This window comes from Shewanella sp. MTB7 (genome assembly GCF_027571385.1).
Classification (GTDB): Bacteria; Pseudomonadota; Gammaproteobacteria; order Enterobacterales; family Shewanellaceae; genus Shewanella.
The window spans coordinates 869,098-890,207 of the sequence record NZ_CP085636.1 but is presented as its reverse complement, the minus strand read 5'-3'; the positions used below and the strand labels follow the sequence as shown (position 1 = coordinate 890,207).

The 21,110-nt window shown below is 43.6% G+C and carries 14 protein-coding genes; 7 read left to right on the top strand and 7 right to left on the bottom strand.

Translation table 11 applies throughout. From position 1 onward, the window contains the following. Positions 1 to 193: 193 nt before the first annotated feature. Entirely contained in the window at positions 194 to 1,009 is an 816-nt protein-coding gene (gene tcdA / locus HWQ47_RS03625) for a tRNA cyclic N6-threonylcarbamoyladenosine(37) synthase TcdA (RefSeq protein WP_269971653.1), read from the bottom strand. 748 nt (positions 1,010 to 1,757) lie between these two features. Between tcdA and HWQ47_RS03620 the strand changes: the two genes are divergently transcribed. Next, entirely contained in the window at positions 1,758 to 2,855 is a 1,098-nt protein-coding gene (locus tag HWQ47_RS03620) for a porin (RefSeq protein WP_269969832.1), read from the top strand. A gap of 92 nt (positions 2,856 to 2,947) precedes the next feature. Here the strand turns inward: HWQ47_RS03620 and HWQ47_RS03615 are convergent, their stop codons facing one another. Beyond that, complete coding sequence (locus tag HWQ47_RS03615; RefSeq protein ID WP_269969831.1) at positions 2,948 to 3,619, bottom strand: thiopurine S-methyltransferase; 672 nt, start codon at positions 3,617 to 3,619, stop codon at positions 2,948 to 2,950. A 138-nt stretch (positions 3,620 to 3,757) separates the two neighbouring features. After that, positions 3,758 to 4,033: a hypothetical protein gene (locus HWQ47_RS03610; RefSeq protein ID WP_269971652.1), complete on the bottom strand. Its 276-nt coding sequence runs from the start codon at positions 4,031 to 4,033 to the stop codon at positions 3,758 to 3,760. Positions 4,034 to 4,450: 417 nt separating this feature from the next. Here HWQ47_RS03610 and HWQ47_RS03605 point away from each other — a divergent pair, with 417 nt between their 5' ends. Beyond that, positions 4,451 to 6,274, top strand: coding sequence for a serine/threonine protein kinase (locus HWQ47_RS03605; protein WP_269971651.1), 1,824 nt, complete (start codon positions 4,451 to 4,453; stop codon positions 6,272 to 6,274). A 20-nt stretch (positions 6,275 to 6,294) separates the two neighbouring features. Here HWQ47_RS03605 and HWQ47_RS03600 read toward each other — a convergent pair whose 3' ends face one another. Further along, the gene (locus HWQ47_RS03600; protein WP_269969830.1) at positions 6,295 to 6,858 is read right to left on the bottom strand and encodes an FxsA family protein; all 564 of its coding nucleotides are present in this window, start codon (positions 6,856 to 6,858) and stop codon (positions 6,295 to 6,297) included. Positions 6,859 to 7,320: 462 nt separating this feature from the next. On the opposite strand from HWQ47_RS03600, the gene HWQ47_RS03595 reads away from it, so the two are divergent. The 4 genes from HWQ47_RS03595 (at position 7,321) to HWQ47_RS03580 (ending at position 13,649) form a co-directional block, all read left to right on the top strand. Next, positions 7,321 to 9,153 carry a protein-disulfide reductase DsbD gene (locus HWQ47_RS03595; protein ID WP_269969829.1) on the top strand — a complete coding sequence of 611 codons (1,833 nt, stop codon included), beginning with the start codon at positions 7,321 to 7,323 and terminating at the stop codon, positions 9,151 to 9,153. A 335-nt stretch (positions 9,154 to 9,488) separates the two neighbouring features. Beyond that, positions 9,489 to 11,123: a cation:proton antiporter family protein gene (locus HWQ47_RS03590; protein ID WP_269969828.1), complete on the top strand. Its 1,635-nt coding sequence runs from the start codon at positions 9,489 to 9,491 to the stop codon at positions 11,121 to 11,123. Positions 11,124 to 11,399: 276 nt separating this feature from the next. Next, positions 11,400 to 12,566, top strand: coding sequence for a galactokinase (gene galK, locus HWQ47_RS03585; protein ID WP_269969827.1), 1,167 nt, complete (start codon positions 11,400 to 11,402; stop codon positions 12,564 to 12,566). Between the two features lie 45 nt (positions 12,567 to 12,611). Further along, a complete protein-coding gene (locus HWQ47_RS03580; protein ID WP_269969826.1) occupies positions 12,612 to 13,649 on the top strand; it encodes an aldose epimerase family protein in 1,038 nt (345 codons plus the stop codon). Between the two features lie 49 nt (positions 13,650 to 13,698). Here the strand turns inward: HWQ47_RS03580 and HWQ47_RS03575 are convergent, their stop codons facing one another. Next, entirely contained in the window at positions 13,699 to 14,139 is a 441-nt protein-coding gene (locus tag HWQ47_RS03575; protein ID WP_269969825.1) for a hypothetical protein, read from the bottom strand. 415 nt (positions 14,140 to 14,554) lie between these two features. Beyond that, a complete protein-coding gene (locus HWQ47_RS03570; RefSeq protein ID WP_269969824.1) occupies positions 14,555 to 15,571 on the bottom strand; it encodes an NAD(P)H-quinone oxidoreductase in 1,017 nt (338 codons plus the stop codon). 348 nt (positions 15,572 to 15,919) lie between these two features. On the opposite strand from HWQ47_RS03570, the gene HWQ47_RS03565 reads away from it, so the two are divergent. Next, complete coding sequence (locus HWQ47_RS03565) at positions 15,920 to 18,952, top strand: M9 family metallopeptidase (protein WP_269969823.1); 3,033 nt, start codon at positions 15,920 to 15,922, stop codon at positions 18,950 to 18,952. A gap of 155 nt (positions 18,953 to 19,107) precedes the next feature. Here the strand turns inward: HWQ47_RS03565 and HWQ47_RS03560 are convergent, their stop codons facing one another. After that, the gene (locus tag HWQ47_RS03560) at positions 19,108 to 21,063 is read right to left on the bottom strand and encodes a M20/M25/M40 family metallo-hydrolase (protein ID WP_269969822.1); all 1,956 of its coding nucleotides are present in this window, start codon (positions 21,061 to 21,063) and stop codon (positions 19,108 to 19,110) included. Between the last annotated feature and the right edge of the window lie 47 nt (positions 21,064 to 21,110).

Genomic DNA, 21,110 nt, shown 5'->3' with positions numbered 1-21,110 from the left:
TATAAAGTAGCCAGATTCTAACAAGGTCACCCCGGCAATCATTAGACCTACATCAAAGTTTACAGAATTAAAAGCGTGACGTGAGTTAACACTATATAGCGACAGGTGTAGAAAGGAGGCTATTATTTAAAGGCTTAAAACGACTCAGATAGGATAAATAAAAAGGCGAAAATTAAATTACGCCATTCTATTTCTATTCTACTTTTCTAGCTAATTTAATCAACACTCTACTGGCGGCAATAAAACCAAAAGTTCCGGTGACAACCGTTACCGCACCAAAACCTGATGCACAATCCATTCGCATGCTACCGTCAGCGTTCGCTTTGGTATTACATACACTGCCGTCAGCCTGAGGATAAACAAGTTGCTCCGTTGAAAATACCGCTTCAATACTAAAACGTCGCTGCAGATTTTTAGAAAAATGATGCTCGCGTCGCAATATGTTACGTACTTTAGCCAACAAGGGGTCTTGGTAAGTCTTGGATAAATCAGTCACTTGAACCTGAGTAGGATCCACCTGTCCACCAGCCCCGCCAACGGTAACGATGGAAAGCTTTTGTCGCTTACACCAAGCAATTAATGCAGCCTTAGGTTTCACGGCATCAATACAATCAACCACAAAATCTAAATCCCCCTCTTGCCTTCGACCAATAAAATAATCGCCTAAATTTTCTGGAGTAATAAAGTCTTCAATCTGGTTAACCTTACAATCCGGATTAATCTGTAAAATACGCTCAGCCATCACTTCAACTTTAGATTGCCCTATTGTCTCTTTAAGGGCATGAATTTGGCGATTGGTATTGGTCACACAGATATCATCAAGATCAATAAGTGTGATCTCCCCAATCCCACTTCTGGCTAAGGACTCCGCGACCCAAGTCCCGACGCCACCGATGCCTACTACAGCAACATGTGATAGGGAAAATTGCCTTAAGGCTTTTTGACCATACAAACGGCCAATACCGGCAAAACGATTGATATAGGCTTCAGAAAGCACCAACTCTTCCAACACAAACTCCAAATTTTATACCTAACCTCTATACAGCTAAAAACCTAGGTCTCTAGAAAGAAATTAAGCCATGAAAAATAATTAAATTGATTTTATCTTATTTCAACTTTAATAACTCAAACTTGTTTCCACTTCAATAGCCCACACATTGTAACGGCTATCGCGAAAGCCCTCCTAACCATGTTAGTAATCATAAATCATATCAATACCATAACAATCAAGAGAAAATCTTTGCCATAAATATACCAAGCCGCCATTTAATCGGCATTTTGCGACAATAATCACAAAACGAAGTTCCACTTCTGTGCCAAACTCTTACAACAAAATTAATTTGAATAGACCTCAATGACAAAGCTGATCGCTAACAATACTTTGTTATCCTGTCTTTATGCATAGAATTAAAGCAGGCGTTCAATAAAGCAGCAGTCTAAATATAATAATGAAAGAGAATTCTATCAGCATTAACATTTCAATAATTGTGAGTTGTTTTTCAAAATAGCTCTATATTTAGGTTACGATTAAATCAAGCTGTACAATTTCCACTCCGTATATGTGAGTTTATTATACAAATAAACACTAAGCCGTAACTAAGAGCGAAACTTTGATCTTGCACATACTATTTTTATACGAAATATATAAACTTCGACCTCATATTTGTTACTAGATTGGATGCTTGAAACAAATAGACAATCATAAATAACCATTAGTTAATGGATAAGAACCTACGTTCTTGGGAGCAAAAAAAGACATGAAAAAAACACTTATTTCTGCATCAGTTGCATCAGTACTCACTCTGGCTTCATTCGGCGCGCTAGCCGAAGGTCCAAATTTCTATGGTCGTCTTGATCTTGCTGTAACTCATTCAGATCAAAGCACTACCCTTCAAGGTGGTACTAACGGTGCAACTGTTGGCGAAAGTGGAACTTACCTCGAAAATAACTTCTCTCATATAGGACTAAAAGGCAGCGAAAGCCTAACGAATAACATCGACATTATCTACCAGATGGAGTTTCAGGTAGAAAACACTTCAAGTGAAGGTGACGTATTCAAAGCACGTAACACATTCTTAGGTCTTAAAACAGTTGCAGGTACTGTACTTGTTGGTCGTAACGACACAGTATTCAAGCAAGCTGAAGGTGGCATCGATGCATTCGGTAACACTAACGCCGATATCGACCGACTAGTTGCAGGCCAAACTCGTGCAGCAGATGGTATCTGGTACTACTCTCCAAAAATCGCTGACCTAGTAACATTGAACGCGACTTACCTAATGACTGACAACAACCAAGGCGCTGGTTCAGACTCTGATGCTCAGTACGCGTTAAGCGCGACTCTTGGTGACAAGAAGTTCAAAGCACAAAACTACTACTTTGCAACAGCTTACAACAAAGGCATTTCAAACATTGATGCATACCGCGCTGTAGCTCAAGCTAAGTTTGGTGACTTTAAAGTTGGTGGTTTCTTCCAAGACACTGAAAGCCAAAAATATGACAACCTAGAAGGTAACACTTACTTTGTAAACGCAGTTTACAACCTAAACGGTGTTAACTTGAAAGTTCAATACGGTGCTGACGAATCAGGTCTAAGTAAGTACTTTACTAACTCGTTCGGATATATCAATCCAGATGATAAAGAAACTGATCCTAATGAAACAAATGCAGTACTAGCTTCAGTTAGTGATGTAAATGTTCAAAACATCACTGTTGGTGCTGACTACAAGATCTCTAAATCAACTATGGTATATGGTCACTATGCTATGTACCAAGGTGACTACAAGCTTGCTGGCGCTAAGATTGACCTAGAAGACGACAACGTATTCACAGTGGGAATGCGTTACAACTTCTAATTTCACTTAGTGAATAAGCTAAAAAGCGACTAAATGGTCGCTTTTTTTGTGCCTAAGAGAAATGAGACTGTGATGAGTAGACAGAAAAGCGCCTATCCTTTCCTTCTTAGTTTATAAACAGATTCGGTTAACCAAGGCACTTGCTTGTTAACGAAGCGGGGGTTATCACTTAACACATCTTCACAGCTAAGAAGTTCAACATCGAAATAGTCAGCCATATTCTCCATGACCCAATCATTAGAGACAGCAAAAGGCGGGCCTTTCAGTGCTTCTTGAGGATAATCTAACGTAATAAGCAAGCCGAGACTCTGAGGAGGAAGTAGTACCGCAAGCTTTTCGACATAGGCTTGGCGCATCGACTCTGGCCATGCAATCAGAGCGGCTCTGTCATAGAAGCTGTTTAATGGAGGAAGTTCGTCGGCGGTTAACGCGAAAATATCCCCTTGATAAAAAGTTACCTGCTCGGCACTAAACATATTAAGTTGACCATTCGATGTTATAACTGGCTTCATCGAGTAGGTTAACTCATTCTCAGCAAAGAATTGCTTGACCGCAGTCTGACTGAGTTCACAACCGAGTACTGTATGCCCAAGTTCTGCCAGATAACAGATATCTAACGTTTTACCGCACAGAGGAACAAAGACCTCACAATCGGATGATAAGTTCAAGCTAGACCAGTGTTGGATCAACAGAGGATTTACCTCGTTTTGATGGAAACCTATCTGCTTTGCGTCCCACTTACTATGCCAAAAACTGGGTTCCATACATCTGTCCTGTTCAATTTGAGTCGAGAAATGATTTTCTCGATAAAAGAGTCATTATTTTCCAATACTCTAATAGGAACAGATCTTAGATGCAAAGCGTTGTTTTATTTGCCAATCAATCGCGGCTAGCTTGTGAGCTCACTCGATGGCCAATACTTTTTGTGCTCTTCTAAGCCAAACACAATTCTCGCATTCACAGTTTCTTCTAGATAGATGATGTGGCGTCAAACTTGAATCAATAAAATCCATTGCTATCAAAAGTTGTTGCTTGATATCTTTCACCGATTTCTCTTCGACCGCAACGAGCTCATCGTTGTGATTCATCCATACGCACTCCATCCCTTGATGACAAGTCAGGCATTGCTCATCACTGACATTAAAAAATCCAGCATGGGGACAAAATCTCAACTCCATCGATTGAACAATGCGTTTTCTGGGGTAGTCGAGTAGTTCGATTAATAGGGCTTTATTCACTGTATGCCCTCCTTATTTTTTGATGGTGCCTCATAGAAAATCACAGAGACACTTAGTGATACGAGATAATAAAAAACCTGTTAATGAGATTACCTGCCAAAGTTTGTCTCTGAATTGATGTAGGTCAAGGTCATGACCGATATGGTTCGATAGGGCTAATATATCTCTATTAATGCTTTTATAGAGATACATTCACCTTCTAAATAGAACTTAGAATAGCTTTTTATTAAAAGATATTGGCATAAGGCTCTGCTTATTGATTTAATGATAGAGAGCCCTTAATACGAGTGTAAATTGCCCAATATGCCGAACACCCTACCGCCATCTAAGCAGACTGACTCTCACTCACAGTTAGAAATAGCTACACCTCAGCTGCAACATTTCTATATTTCTGAAGAACAGTCTATCTATCTACTCAAAGCCAATGATGCACGCAAACATCGAGCCTGGATCCGCTTATGTAAGCAACAGCTGTCCAAGTTAGGTTATGTGGACTTGGACTTAGTAGGTAAAGGAGCCTATGGATTCGTATTTTCTGGCATAGATCCAAACGGTGTCGCTCATGTGTTCAAATTCTCACGAGTCACTTTGCCTCAGCATGTTCAGGACCGTCTCGAAGAGGAGGCTTTCATGCTCTCTTTAGTCAAGCACCCCAATGTCCCGCCCATGATCAAGTTTGCCCATGGCGGGAAACAAGGGATCTTAGTCATGGCGAGAGCTCGAGGAGAAGATCTCGAACAACTTTGCCTGAAAAGAGGTGCCTTGCCCGCCTACATGGTGATGAACATTGCGAGGCAACTCGCTAATATTCTACAATATCTACATCATGGTCGGCCTATGGTTCATGGCGACATCAAACCCTCTAACTTAGTTTATGATGTGAAGACTAATCACCTCTCCCTTATCGACTGGGGTTCAGCCGTATTCGCACAACGTGATGCCCGAGGCAATCCGGTCAATGGTAATGTGCTGGATCTACTCTCAAGCGATCAACAACACACCAATGCCAGAATGGGAGATGTTTACTTCATCGGTGAAGAGCAGCTTAACGGTGCATTATCAAGCACTCGATTTGATGAGCAAGGCGCCGCTGCAACCCTCTACGCCATTGCATCAGGGCAAGCCAGTCGCTTTGGTAGTAAAGTAATAAAAGCCACCAGCATAGGGCTGCCGGTAGAACTTGCCAGAACCCTGGATGGTATGCTCAGCGAAGATCCAGAGCAGAGAAAACGTGCTGGAGACTATTTCCTAAAGAGTATGCTTCACAGTCACAGACTGCACCTACCAGTTATTAATGCTTCCCCCTTAGTTGAGGATATCCCGATTTGGGAGCTCAACCGCGAGCGCGACGTTGAAACCGTTATTTACAGCTCCCGAAAATCCTTTCTTAAGGAGCATACAAATGATGATCCAATTAAGAAGATGGACGATCTGCAACTCGAAAAATATTACCGTAATTTTATGGCGGGCATGGGGGATACCGAAAAAGGGTTTATTGCTGCTGTAGGTCGGTTAAGTCAATATTCCATCGTCGGTGGACTTGCGATACATTGGCAAGAAACAGGCGTATTTATCGATTCAAACCTAGCACTCTATAGCCGAGAAGAGAGAGAACCACTTATTTTAGCGGTTAATAACATGGTGACGCTCGCAAGGGGAATAAAACGTATTGGTGTATTTAAGGCGTGCTTCTTCAATGCCCGCGATACCTTACACTTAGAGCGAGACAGTATAGAGCAGCCTTTCCTCATTGATCCAAATCAACAGCTACCATTTGAAGTTGGCAGAGTCCCCTCCCTCGAGGATAAGTCCCGCCTACACTCTTACTTTGAAGATGGACGCGACCCAGATGAAAACCTCGAGCTCCCCAATGAAATAATGACCGAACTCAGTTGGATTAATAAGATCCATCACACAGGATGTATCATCTTCGAGGTGTTACCGAAACACATGAAAGTTCATAGCTACCTAAGGCTGCTAAACCCTAGGAAACAAGCAGCATTTAGGGCGAGTCTCGACAGAATATTGAGTCATGTGGATAAGATACAAGGAAAAGGTGTATCAGGCTTCATGAAATTGCCATACAAAAACACACGTAGATTCAGTCATATCGACAGTAAAGATGAGTGGTATTATCCCAAGAACCCTAAAGTAGACACTAAAGTAGACACTAAAGAATAGCAGCTAAAGCCTGCATTCTGCTAACGTCTAGAATCCTCTTTATTATCCTCTTTATGTTCAATCTTATGCTCGTTCGGTTCTGCTTTATGCTCAAAATCACCATCGAAGGTATTACCTCCTTGCGGATTTCGGCTATCTGAGTTGAACGAATTTTGGCCGAATGAAGAACCACTTTGTGAATGAGGGCCAGCACCAAACCCTCCCTGAAAACCACCGTTAGCCGCGACTCTTACTTGCATTCTTTTATAGAGGAACCCGGCGACAGGCGTTCGAGTTATAGGCGTCAATAACAGCAAACCAATGGCATCAGTGACAAACCCAGGTATTAATAGCAATAAGCCTGCAAGCGCCAACATCATCCCCTCAACGATCTCTTGCCCCGGAGCTTCTCCACGAGCTAGCTTTTGCTGAACTTGCATCAAAGTGCTTATTCCCTGACTGCGCACTAAAGATACGCCGACAATCGCAGTCAAAAAGACTAAACCTACTGTCGTCCAGCTGCCCAAAGATTCACCAACACGGATCAAAACATTTAGTTCAATCACAGGAACGAGAATAAAAATGACTATAAAAACGAAAAACACATCGACCTCACAAATTCCGGCAGATAAAAAACAATTGTACCCAATATGAAACCTAAATGGGGGTTTACGGGTCTATTTTCAAGTAAAGCGTCTCATTGCTTGTTTTTTAAGACACTGAACATTGGGATAAGCTCACTATTTTAGCGATGCCTTAATGCAAGCGAATATGAAAACACGTAAAGTAGCTTGCATAAAATAGACACATCGATCCTGTAAGTTTACCGCCCTTAGCTTAAGCCAATTTTAAATACTTAATCTAAGGGACTAATGAGATACCGATAAATATGCAAGATGAATTTCTATGAAGTGCCAGAAATTGTCGCCATTTCATTAAACCATGGTCTACCTGACTACCTAAAGTGAATACGCGAAAATAGTAGAGAATCTATCATCTTGGCCACTTTAACCGTAGTATCTGGGCCAGCCACCGATTTTTGATTGGATAAAAGAAACAAGATAAGCATGAAAAAAATAATCACTCTGGCACTTTCACTAGTGCTCACAAGCTCTCTACTACTTTTGACTCCTTTAGCACATAGCGAAGGGGTTTTCAGTAACAGTAAATTCAGTTTCCTTCAGAATGAACCGACATTGATGCCCGTCGATGAAGCCTTCGTCTTCGATTTCAAACAAGAAGGTGATCAATTAAAGATCAGCTGGGTCATTGCTGACGGTTACTATATGTACCGTGATAAACTCAAATTTGAAGCCGAAGGGGCTCAGCTTGGCGAAATTGCTTTGCCTAAAGGTAAAAGTCATAACGATGAATACTTTGGTGAGCAGGAGGTTTATTACTCCTTTATCGAGATCCCAATGGCACTCAAGCAAGCCAATGAACAAGGGACTGTAACCGTCACCTTTATGGGTTGCGCCGAAGGTAAACTTTGCTTCCCACCAACCAAAAAACAAGCCCTATTATCAGAAGTTGCTCCGAATGATGGCCTGCTAAGCAGTCATGCTGAAACTCTAGATGCAGGCAATACCCTAGACAACGAGATAGTCTCCGCGCCGATAACCCAGCAAGATAGTCTAAGTCAGATGTTATCTGGTGACAGTTTACTCTGGACCTTAGTGATCTTCTTCGGTTTAGGTATTGGCCTAGCACTGACTCCCTGCGTCTTCCCTATGTACCCTATTCTGTCCGGTATTATAGTGGGCCAAGGCGAAAAACTATCCACGGCCAAAGCTTTTACCCTGTCTATGGTTTATGTCCAAGGCATGGCAATTACATACTCCCTACTAGGACTTGTAGTCGCGTCTGCGGGAATGAAATACCAAGCAGCGCTACAGCACCCTGCTGTGCTTATCGTCTTAGCCATACTCTTCTTTGTTTTGAGTTTGTCGATGTTCGGCTTATATGATCTGAAGCTCCCCGCTAGTTGGCAGGAGAAGATGAACCGTTTCTCCAATAACCAAAAAGGAGGCAATGTCATTGGTGTCTTCGTGATGGGGATCATTTCAGGTCTAGTCGCCTCCCCTTGCACGACTGCACCACTGTCTGGTGCCCTTGTCTATGTCGCCCAAACCGGTGATCTTCTGCAAGGCTTCCTAGCTTTATACGTATTAAGTATGGGCATGGGCTTACCTCTGCTTATCATCGGCACTTCTGGTGGTAAACTCTTACCAAGAGCTGGCAGCTGGATGGACATCATCAAGACCATATTTGGTTTCCTATTAATTGCCGTTTCGGTTGTGATGATAGGTCGAATTTGGCCGGGTGTTGTCTCCGATATCTTGTGGTCAATTTGGGGCGTTGCTCTGATAGGCTACCTTATGCATCAGAACAAACTGACCGAATTTAACTGGAAACAGTCGACTCGCTCAGTGTTGCTCACTCTATGCTTATTGGCCAGTTTCTCCTATGGGTTCCAAGCCGTAATGACAGAGCTTGGAGTACAAGGCCACAACAAAGAGGGAGAAGTACAACTACATGGCCATAAACGCATTAAGTCTATCGCCGATTTAGAGACTGAAGTGGCCAATGCAGCAGCGCAAGGTAAGCCGGTCATGTTAGACCTATATGCCGATTGGTGCGTTGCCTGCAAAGAGTTTGAAGCCGTGACATTTAAGGATCCACAAGTGCAGGAGCGCTTATCTCAAATAGTCTTCCTACAAGCTGATGTCACTAAAAATGATATGCAAGATATTGAGCTATTGGAACACTATGATGTATTAGGACTGCCCACCCTGCTCATGTTTGATAGCTCAGGTGGGATAAGTGACGAACTCAGAGTCACTGGTTTTATGAAACCTGAACCTTTTGCTAAACACTTGGATCTGTTACTGGCTAAATAAGCCATTTCAAACAAAAAAAAGAGACCTCTATTAGGAGGTTTCTTTTTCCCTTGCGATCACAGCGTCGGGTGCGCTAAAACTCGCCTGTAAGGAGTGTTGTTGGCTGTCTACTTCTACGTTGAATGAACTCATAAGGAAACAACTATTATGTCATCCATTCGCCTTGAATTAGTTTGCCAAAAAACACTCTGAGTAGATCAACTTCTTATACTGACGAGTATTATTTCCTATCCCATCATTTTCCTAAAAGATACCTGTTTCGATTAATTTTTATTTATAATTCATCGAAATATTATACAATAATAGGCAGTTAACTAAATTCCACCTGGAGAATCATGGAACCTGCCATTCTTATTATCACGCTAGCCTGTGGCATGCTTGTTAGCCGAATAGGCCTACCGCCTCTTATTGGCTATCTCGTCGCGGGTTTTGTGTTATTCCTGTTTGGTATTGATGAATCGAGTCTACCTTTATTGCAGCAACTGGCTGAACTTGGCGTCACTCTGCTCCTATTTGCAATAGGTCTTAAACTTGATATTAAAAGCCTGTTTAAAGCTGAGGTTTGGGCCGGTTCCAGTCTACATCTAATGGGCTCCATGATCTTCTTTATCCCTTTGCTTAAGCTGCTGGGAATGCTGGGGCTTGAGCAATTAACTGGGCTCGAATTTAACCAGTTAGCACTATTGGCTTTCGCTTTAAGTTTCTCCAGTACTATTTTTGCCGTTAAGGTACTCGAAGATAAAGGTGACATGCAGTCACTCTATGGCCGCGTCGCCATCGGCATCTTGATTATGCAGGATATCTTTGCCGTTGCTTTCCTCACCATTTCAAAGGGTGATATCCCTTCGGTATGGGCATTTGGACTCCTGCTGCTGCCACTAGCAAAGCCGCTTATCTATCGCGCCTTTGATCGAGTAGGTCATGGTGAGCTACTGGTATTATTTGGCTTAGTCATGGCCTTAGTATTAGGAGCTTGGCTCTTCGAACTTGTCGGCCTAAAACCAGATCTGGGAGCCCTGATTATCGGTATCTTGTTAGCGGGACACGCTAAATCTTCAGAACTGGCTAAATCACTATTTTACTTTAAAGAACTTTTTCTGGTCGCCTTCTTCTTAACCGTAGGGCTTAACGGTTTACCCAGCTTTTCCGATATTGGACTGGCCACGATATTAGTCCTCATCATTCCAATTAAGATTTTGCTTTTCCTCTACCTATTGACCCATTTCAAACTCAGATCTCGTACTGCGTTAATGAGCTCGTTTAACTTAGGTAACTACAGTGAGTTTGGTTTAATTGTGGCAGCCGTTGCGACGAGTAAAGGCTGGCTCCCGCCTCAATGGATGGTGATCCTTGCCGTTGCGTTGAGCATGAGTTTCCTCTTAGCTGCACCACTTAACGTCTTATCAAGTAGAATATATCAAACGTTACAGCGACGTTTAATCAAGCTTGAAAAACACCCGCTACACCCTGAGGACAGACCCATCCCCGTCGGGAACCCGAGGTTTTTGATCTTAGGTATGGGCCGGATCGGTTGCGGCGCTTACGATGAACTAAAGGCTAAATTTGATGGTGAAATCTTAGGCATAGAACATAAGCAAGATCTCGCTGACTTTCATCAAAGTCAGGGACGAAATGTAGTACAAGGTGATGCTTCCGATACCGATTTCTGGGAAAAGCTCGATCACGCGCCGAATCTAGAACTCGTCCTATTAGCTATGCCGCATCATATTGGTAATCAGTTTGCAGTAGAGCAGCTCAACAGACTTAACTATAAAGGTAAATTGAGCGCCATAGTGCAATACAGTGAAGATGCCCAGTCTTTAAGAGAAAGTGGCGTACATTGCGTCTATAATCTTTACGAAGCTGCAGGGGCGGGTTTTGTCGACCATGTTGTCAAAGATTTACTTGCAAAAAACACCATCGATGCAGATAAGTTGGCTCAAGTAGAGGAGGTGCAGCTGCACAGATAGTCCTTATAATATCGAAGGATTAATAGATTAACAGGTGCACTAGAATTCAACTTCAAGCAGTGTTTTCGGTCATCTGTTGCCTCTTAAAATAACGAAAAACCATTCAACTTCCATTTCATCCCTGATTTTACCTGCGTTCATTTACCAGAAATCCCCCCTAGTCGATCACTTTCTTATACCGATTGCTATGAACTCATGATATAAATTAATCAGAAGGTCATATACGAATATCAGTATAAAAAGTTAAACCAATATAATTTAGGATAGTTTTATAGCATGTCAAATCCTGCTCAACGCGCAAACAAGTTGTTTGTGCAAACTTTTGGTACCACCGCAGATGCGCTTTATATGGCACCTGGCCGAGTCAACTTAATCGGTGAACATACAGATTATAATGACGGATTTGTACTTCCAGCTGCCATTAATTTTTATACCATTATTGCTGTAAAACGCCGAGAAGATTCACTATTCCGTGCTATTTCCGATGCATTTCCCAATAGCATAAAAGAGTGGGAATTTGGCAATGAGGGAGTCATGAATCCACAAGACGGCTGGAGCAACTACCTCAAAGGATTTACCGCAGCCATGGCAGCGTCGGGCCTACCAACTAAAGGGCTGGATCTCTCCGTTGTTAGTAACGTGCCCTTAGGAGCTGGTCTCTCTTCGTCTGCCGCATTAGAACTCGCATTTGGAACTGCCGTTAACGATTGCAGTCAGTTAAGGTTGTCCCCCCTAGCTGTCGCTCAAATGGCCCAACGCGGTGAGAACCAATATGTCGATTGTGCCTGCGGCATTATGGACCAGATGATCAGTGCCTTGGGTCAGCAAGATCATGCCTTGCTTATTGATTGTGAGGATTTCGACAGTGAATCTGTCCCTATTCCAGATAGCCTGAGCTTGATCATCGTCAACTCCAACGTGCAACGTGGATTGGTCGAGTCTGAATATAATCGTAGACGTGAGCAGTGTGAAAGTGTCGCCGAGCATTTTGGCCTTGATACCTTAAGGCATCTAGATCTCGCTCGACTCGTAGCATCAAAATCTGAGCTTAGCGACGTGTGTTACCGACGAGCAAGACATGTGCTGACTGAAAACAGACGTACTCAGAATGCTGCCCATGCACTGGAAGCAGGCAATATTGCTAAACTCAGTCAATTAATGGCGCAATCCCATGCATCCATGCGCGATGACTTTGAAATCTCAGTGCCAGAAATTGACACCCTTGTCGATATCATCTCATCGGTAGTGGGTCAGCATGGTGGAGTCAGAATGACTGGCGGCGGTTTTGGTGGCTGCGTCGTCGCGTTAGTCGAGCATGAGTTAACCGATGCAGTCGTCGAAGCAATTGAAGATCAATATCCAAGGAAAACGGGTCTAGAAGCAACCGTTTACCTTTGCTCTGCATGTAACGGTGCTACGCGAGTCGATGAAGATTTTTATTAACCGCAGATACCAATCGGTACATTTCCATTATCAAGGGAGGCTTTTATGATGCGTTTTCGCCCGTTAGAACCTTGGCAAGATCCCCGAGGTGGTCAAATTGAACGAGTCAGAATAGATAACGGCATCATAGCATTAGAGGTACTGAGTTTAGGTGGGATCATTCGTTCTCTCTGGGCACCAGATAAAGATGGCGAGCGGGGTAATATCGTTTTAGGTTGTGACTCTATTGAAGACTACTTAGCTCAAGGTGCACACTTAGGCGCTATTGCTGGCCGTTACGCCAATAGGGTGGCTAATGGTCAGATGAGCTACCAAGGTGAGTCCTACCAGCTGAATGTCAATCAAGCTACCAACTGCCTTCATGGTGGCAGTGAAGGCTTCAACCGTAAACATTGGCATATTGGCCCACTCCCCGATGGGGTCAGGCTCAGTTTAACCAGTCCAGACGGAGATATGGGATTTCCAGGGAACTGTAACCTGCAACTGGATTATCGCTTAGTAGCAAACAACCTCTGCATGGAGATTTTTGCTTCCACAGATAAGGCTTGTCCCATTAGCTTAACTCAGCACAGTTACTTTAATTTAGAGGGAGCGCAGTCAAGCTCGAATCGAGACCACAAACTGCAAATTGACAGTCAAACTCTACTCACTCTCAATCAATTAGGTCTTCCGAGCGGGACAAAGAATATCGCTGGCAGTTTACTGGATTTTCAGCAAGCTAAATCATTTGGTGTGGTACAGGAAGATAATGCATTTCCCACCACTTCCGGTATAGATCACTGTTATTTAACTTCAGCTAAAAGCGCTGAATTAACCCGTTTTGGGTGCCTAAGTGCACCAAAATCCGGTAGAACCATGACGCTATACACTAATCAGCCAAGTGTACAGATATATGGGGCGAATTTCTTACAGGGTGAAAAAGGAAGAAATGAGCAAGTGTTAGCCCGTCACCAAGCTATCTGCATAGAGCCTCAACAGATCCCGGACGGACCGAATCAAACCAAATTGATTAGCGATCCATGGATAAAACCCGATCAGGTTTACCATCATATAAGCCGCTACCAATTTGGGGTAAGTGAATAATATAAGCCTTAGTTCATCTAAGGCAAATAATAAATACTAACAGAACAGACTACTCCTCAAGTCCACCGGACCAGCCATCTGCAAACTCTCTGTCCAGACTTTCTGAACCATCGTCAAGATCGACCTCGGCACCATTGGTTTTATCTTTGTCCGTCTCTTTTTTCATCGTCTTATTTTTGACTAACGATTTCGGTTTAGAAGAGTTTGCTTCTACCCAGCCTTCATGCTTGCTCATAAACTCACAGCGTGTACTGTTCCAGGCTGTACCATATTTATCTTCAGCCGCCTCAACGGACACACGATCGAGATCATGAAGGCTGTTTTTCACTATATCTTCTGCATATTCGATTATCGAATCACGTTGGGTATTATAGAGATAAATACGCCCAGCTGAAGCCTCTGGAAACTGCTTGTCATGAATGACAATGGCATTGCCACGAGCCGTTCTTAACTCGCCATACCAAATTGGTGTTTTCACTGTATTATACATATATGCCAACATCCTTAAATCAACACATACAGGTGGAACACAAGGCCAACGAACAAGTCAGAGACCTTACCAACCTATGCTATTTCAAATTAGGCTTACATCAAATTGATGCGTACCAGCTCATCAAAATATTCATCGAAATCCAGCTTAAGGCACTCAATAAAAAGTGTGTTTCTGAACTCAGATTGAATTTAGTCTAAAAATTGAGTTACCCAAGTTTCATTTTTGAAAGCAACAAACATCAAGCAATAACTCAACAAAACTAATTTAAACCATTTGATAAAAGAGAATTTAAATAATCGGTCTAATATCTATATCAGAACAAAAAATATCTCACTTCAAATATCACTTATATGTCAGTGAAAAATTAACTAAAACAAGCAGGTTTACATATCTGTCTTATCCATTTATAAGCTCAAATGACTAATACTAGCTTCCCCCTATGGTTTCCTGACTCCATCAAACTATGAGCTTTCGCACACTCAACTAAGACAAACTCTGCAAAAACATGCGGCTTAAGTTGATGGAGATTACCAGAGTCATTAGCCAACAATGGCCAGACTTTCTCTAATAATTGTTCTGCAATCTCTGCTTTTGCTGTGACACTCTGCGGCCTTAAGGTTGAACCCGTCCAAGTAAGTCGTTTTGCCATAATGCGAAAAATATCTACTTCAGCTTTAGCACCTCGCTGCATAGCGACTGACACCATACGACCATCCAGCGCTAACGCTTTTAAATTCTGATTGATAAAATCGCCCCCCGCTATATCTAGCACCACTTCAACGCCACGTTCTTGGGTATAGTCCATGACTTGTTCAACAAAATCGTCATGGTAATTGATTGCAACATCGGCACCTAAACCACGACAGTAATGACATTTATCCTCGCTACCAGAGGTCGCTATCACGTGAGCGCCAAATGCCTTAGCCAACACAATAGCCGCGCTGCCTATTCCCCCTGAACCGCCATGAATTAGTACAGTTTCGCCCGCCTTTAATCCGGCGCGCATAAACAGATTCCCCCAAACGGTGAAAAAGGTTTCCACAATGGCGCTCGCCTCTTGGTAACGCCAACCTTCAGGGATTGGTAAGCAATGCTCAGCATAGGTCGCCACATATTCGCCATAGCCACCGCCAGGAACTAAGGCACAAACCTTATCACCAAGCTGCCACCGAGTGACTCCATCACCGACTTTAACTATTTCACCAGCAACCTCTAATCCTAGAATAGGACTCGCTCCTTCCGGTGAAGGATATAGCCCCTTACGTTGAGCGATATCGGGTCCATTAACACCTGCTGCATATACTTTAATTAACACCTGATCACCCTGAATAACGGGTAAGGGAGAACGTACCATTCGCAGAACATCTGGCTGACCTGGCTGGTCATAGGTTATATGAACATAATGTGAAGGAAGTGAATAACCGGACATAAACGATGACTTTGTGGATTAATATACCCTATAGATACACCTCAAACTATCACAGATCAATCATAAATAGTTCCGAAACTCATGGCTAAGAACAAAATTTAACAGAGATCTCCTGTAAGCCAGATTTTTAAAGGCTTCTATACACTCAAGTTTAAAAACGTTCAAAAAAAGAACTAAAACCGCCCATTGAATATTGTATATTTAACTCAATAACTATACTGTTGCAACTATGTTAACTGGAGTTCCCTGAGAAAGACCACATAACAGTTAGCTTAAAAAGATCTGTTCAGCAGACACTTCAGCCCTTGCAGCATGAAGCCGCAAGATAAAATAACAAATGGAGATCCCATGAAATTAACATATCTGGTCGCCGCAATAAGTCTAGCCACAAGCTTTAACGCCATAAGCAAGACAAATATCCCTCAAGATCATCACTTGGGAGCCCAAGCCCTGACATCCACCAACACCTTAACTCAAACACTTTCACCTTGGGTGACTGAGCAACTCATTAGCGCAGCTCCTGGGTTAACTGGACCCAGTGGGCCCGCTGCGGCAAACGACTGCAGCCCCTTTATTGGATTAAGCGGTGCTGCTCTTGTCAGTGAGCTGGCAAAATCATCACCACAATGTGTTAACCCGCTTTATAACCTTAAAGGCAGTGATGCTACCGCCTTATTTAGTGAAGCGAATATGATCAGCGTTGCCACGGGAATTAACTCCCGTGCACCTGAATATACGGGGGTTGATAGCACAGGCATCGAGTCACTTATCTATTTTCAACGCGCTGCTCTCTATGTGCAGTTTTACAGTCCAGAAGATGTCCCCGCCTACAGCAGTGCAGTGAAAGCAAACATCAAAACAGCGGTCACTAGTATCTTTAGTAATACCAATATCTGGACTGTTTCAGAGGAAAATGCTGGCGTCTTAAAAGAGTCATTAATCTTAATTGATTCAGCAGGATTAGGCGCCGACTTCAACCACGTCACTAAGCAAGTATTGAGTAAATACAATGCCGATTGGCAGGCCAGTTGGGGCATGAATGGTGCAGCAAACGCTATCTTCACCACCCTATTTCGCGCTCAGTGGGATGATGCCATGAAGGCACTGTTTGCTACCGACCATAGCATTCTCGACTCTCTCAATAACTTTCAGCTCAACAATCGACACTTAGTCGGAACCGATGCCGAATATGTGTTGCTTAATGGCGTGCGTGAAATGGCTCGCCTGTATCATATTCCCGAGATGACCAGCAAGGTCACCACCTTAGTCAAGGCCGTACTCGATAGCAGCAATAAAAACGATGAATCCAAAGTGATTTGGCTGGCCGCAGCAGAGATGGCTGACTATTACGACCGAGCCAACTGTAATTTTTATGATATCTGTGGTTTTAAAGCCCAACTTGAAGCCAATACCCTCAGCTTTAACTGGCAATGCTCAGACACCCTAACCATGAGAGCTCAGGCACTATACCAAGATCAAGCCAAATGGGCCTGTGAAGTACTCGGCGGGCAAGAAACTTACTTCCACAGTAAGTTAGGCACAAATAACACCCCGGTGAATAACGATAATAATGCCGCCCTTGAATTGATCGTTTTTGATAGTTCAAGTGACTACCAATCCTATGCGGGCACCTTTTTTGGTATCAACACCAATAATGGCGGAATGTACCTTGAAGGTTCACCTGCTGGCATTAAAAATCAGGCACGATTTATCGCCTATGAAGCACAGTGGCGTCAGCCTGATTTCCATATTTGGAATTTACAACACGAATATGTGCACTATTTAGATGGCCGCTATAATCTGCATGGTGATTTTGGACGCGGTATCTCAGCAAACACCATCTGGTGGATAGAGGGACTGGCAGAGTATATCTCCTATCGAGATGCTAATACCACCGCGATCACTATGGGAGAAACAACGGAGTTCCCGATCTCAACGATCTTTAAGAACAACTATGACTCTGGTCAAGATCGTATCTACCGCTGGGGATACCTAGCAGTACGCTTCATGTTCGAAAATCATAAGTCAGATGTGGATCAGATCTTAGCTTACCTTCGTAACGATCAGTACGAGGAATACCAAGTCTTTATGGACAGTATCGGCACACGTTATGACAACGAGTGGACTGGCTGGCTCACCAGTGGGTTGACCACTGCCGAAAATGGCATCATAGATCTAGGTCCATCGGATGCCGATGCGCTCCCAAGTGGTACAGATGGCAACTGGGCAGGCCCTAAATCAACGATTAGCACCGATTACTCCCCTTGTGTTGTCACCGATGAAGCGAACCGCTATAGCAAAGACGCTAGCCTTAAGATCGACATACCGATGGAGTGTATCGACTCGCAAAATGGCAGAGCCAGTTTTGCCATTGCCAATGTAGACAATTCCAATCAAGAGCTCTGGATCAAGGTTGGCGGAGGCTGGGGCGATGCTGACATCTACTACAGCACCACAGGTTGGGCGAGCGGAGAATCTAATGAGGGTTATGGAATAGGTAATGGTAATCATGAGGTGATTAAGGTCACCATGAATCCCAATGAATATTGGCACTATATTACCTTATCCGGCGATTTCGGCGGCGCTAATATGCTAGTAAGTACAACTGAAGTTGTGGCTGACCCAGATCCTGCACAAGGCGGTGACAATGGCGGGGAAACACCACCATTACCTGTTGAAGATTGCGGAGCTGCAACCATCAGCTATGGTCAACTCACACTGGGAACAAGTGAGTGTATCAGTGGAGGTAAAAATAGCCTTTACCTCTTTGTTGAAGAAGATAATACCCAACTAACCATCACCACAGCAGGCGGAAGCGGTGATGCAGATCTTTACTTCCATGCTGACAGTTGGGCCAGTAGCACCAACCATCAGGCTAGCTCAATTAATACAGGGAATAGTGAAACTTTACAGGTCACGGCTAATAGAGGCTGGCGCTATATTACCGTCGATTCTGAGAGTGAATTCAGTGGCGTGACAATCATTGTCAACCTGAACACTAATACAACACCCATACCGCCAGTCACTCCACCAAGCTCAGGCACGATAACTGATGCCTGTCTAACGCTCAATCCGGTCAGTGATGGCCGACTCGCATCAGGTACGGCCATTTGTGCCGCCGATGGTATCAACTACTATTCGCTTTGGATCGATGAGGGCACAAGTGAGCTTACCGTCAGTTCAGCTTATGGCAGTGGAGATGTTAGCCTCTATGGCGGTGCATCTTGGCCTAATGCCACTAATTATGATGCAGCCTCGACTAACCCTGATAGCACTAACGAGAGCTTCACTGTCAGTGATCCAGTCTCAGGTTGGTATTACATTACACTACAAAGCGAAATAGCAAGTTATGGAGTCGCTGTACAAGCAGAGATAAAGTAACTCTCATAGAGATAGAGCAGGCGTTAGAGGTTCTCTTCTAGCGTCTTTTTTATGCCTACAAGTATAAATCTTCATACTAGAAAGTAAGCCTTTAGCTTTCTACAGAGATATAAAAAAGCGGCCCTAAGGCCGCTAATGACAAGTAATTTTATTACTTAGAACTGCGCAGTGATTGGATCTGAGCATAAGCTCGTTCCAGCTTCACAGATTGTATAAACAACCGATGCAGGGGCATCTTTGAAACGGTCACGGTAACGACCATCATTGTTGGTTGTCGCTACCATCTCTCCATCACGGTAGATAGCAACTGAGCTGCCATTTGCACCATCCCAAGTTAGGTCAACTAGTGCACTGCCACGACGAGACAACTTAACGCGAAGTATTTCAGCTGTAATGTCGCTATCAGACACATCAACATTCATGTTAGCGGTATCAGTGTTATCTTCAGAATCTGTGACGGTAAGTGATACAGCATAGCTGCCCGCTGATGCGTAAGTGTGCGCAGGGCTCATATCTGTTGAAGTGCCCATATCACCGAAGTCCCAGCTATAGCTAACGATATCATCGTCAGCATCGGTACTTGTATTCGTGAAGCTAACACTCAAACCATCAACACTAGATTCAAAACTGGCAACTGGCGTCGCAGAACCTTCGGAAACAGAAATCGACTGACTGTCACTATCAGATAAGTCATTGATGTCTGTCACCGTCAACGTCACTTGATATTGCCCTCCAACGCCATAAACATGAACAGGAGAAGTAGCACTACTTGCATTACCATCACCAAAACTCCATTGATAGCTGGAAAGCTCCCCGCTAGAAGGTGAAGAGTCGAATTGGCAATTCAGTTCGTTGCATTGAGTCGTAAAACTGGCGACGGGTTCAATCGGTGTATCGCCAGCATCTGGGTTCCCCATTTCGATAGCAAAACTCAAAGCTAAACGGGCAAAAGGCACCGAGTTTTCGGCTTCTGAATCGCTGTTTGCTAATGTGTCATGTCTTGAGTGAATATTGGGGTTATAGTCATTTAAATTAGATTCAAATGGCATCGTGGTTGGATAACCTTGGTCATACCAAGAGGCGTGATCGGAACAGGCATAACCACAACTATCATCACCGTAAACGATCTGTGGCTGATAAATATCGAGTAGTTGCTTCATATAAAGAGCAAAGCTGCTGTCGATATAATCAGTCATAAACACAATATCTTCAGTTGAGCCATGATAGTTAGTCATATCAAGTTGAAGGGCCGCTAATACTTGCTCGCCCCTCGCTTTATAAGCTGCTGCGATCTCACTTGAACCTCTTAATCCAACCTCTTCGGCGGCATAACCCATAATATGAATACTACGCTGGGGTTGCTCACCACTCTCCAATAAAGCACTGACAACATTGGTAAGCGACGCAATGCCCGACGCATCATCATCTGCGCCAGGGGCCACCGTTCCCTCCCCTGTTCCATAGCCAGCGGTAGAGTCGAGATGCCCGCCCATCACCAATATTTCATCAGGATACTGGCTGCCCGTTATTTTCAAAATAACTGAGTCTTGACCCCAACCACTGTGGTTATATGACTCTACACTGGCCCAAGCATGTTGACTGGCCAGTTGACCCCAGTGGCTCGCAAGCCAATCGGCAGCCTGCTTTCCTGTACTGCTGGTATAGTATCGATTAGTAAAGCCACTCAAAGATTGAATGGTAGTTTTGATCTTTCCCGCTTCGATTTGGGGAAGAAGTGCATTGACCTTATCACTATGCTGAATTGGCGGCGCATTAAACGCCAACTTCTGCTTCGGTCCCTGCAAGGCGTCAACCGCCTCTTGATAACTGCTATGAACAATATAACCGCCACAACGATGCTTCTGTTCATGCATGATCTGAGTCAAGTTTTGCAGTTGTGTTTCATTAGCTTGATAGATAAGAACAGGCAATTGATCTATCTCGGAATACTGCAATGCGGGAGCGAGTTGAGCGCCGACCTGAGTAGCTTGGTACTGCGCATCACTGCCTATGGTTATCCATACTTTCTTCTCCTCTGCAATTGCCAATGTGCTGGCGGTTAGCAGGGGCAGTAAAATTCCTAACGCTGAAATTTTTGTAAATGAATTCATAACAAACATCCTTTCCCGTGTAAGTCTCAAAGTAAATTCCGTTGCAT

Coding starts and splice junctions, on each gene's coding strand:
- HWQ47_RS03620 (WP_269969832.1), top strand. CDS start 1,758: ATGAAAAAAACACTTATTTCTGCATCAGTTGCATCAGTACTCACTCTG.
- HWQ47_RS03615 (WP_269969831.1), bottom strand. CDS start 3,619: ATGGAACCCAGTTTTTGGCATAGTAAGTGGGACGCAAAGCAGATAGGT.
- HWQ47_RS03610 (WP_269971652.1), bottom strand. CDS start 4,033: ATGGAGTTGAGATTTTGTCCCCATGCTGGATTTTTTAATGTCAGTGAT.
- HWQ47_RS03595 (WP_269969829.1), top strand. CDS start 7,321: ATGAAAAAAATAATCACTCTGGCACTTTCACTAGTGCTCACAAGCTCT.
- HWQ47_RS03590 (WP_269969828.1), top strand. CDS start 9,489: ATGGAACCTGCCATTCTTATTATCACGCTAGCCTGTGGCATGCTTGTT.
- galK (WP_269969827.1), top strand. CDS start 11,400: ATGTCAAATCCTGCTCAACGCGCAAACAAGTTGTTTGTGCAAACTTTT.
- HWQ47_RS03580 (WP_269969826.1), top strand. CDS start 12,612: ATGATGCGTTTTCGCCCGTTAGAACCTTGGCAAGATCCCCGAGGTGGT.
- HWQ47_RS03575 (WP_269969825.1), bottom strand. CDS start 14,139: ATGTATAATACAGTGAAAACACCAATTTGGTATGGCGAGTTAAGAACG.
- HWQ47_RS03570 (WP_269969824.1), bottom strand. CDS start 15,571: ATGTCCGGTTATTCACTTCCTTCACATTATGTTCATATAACCTATGAC.
- HWQ47_RS03565 (WP_269969823.1), top strand. CDS start 15,920: ATGAAATTAACATATCTGGTCGCCGCAATAAGTCTAGCCACAAGCTTT.
- HWQ47_RS03560 (WP_269969822.1), bottom strand. CDS start 21,063: ATGAATTCATTTACAAAAATTTCAGCGTTAGGAATTTTACTGCCCCTG.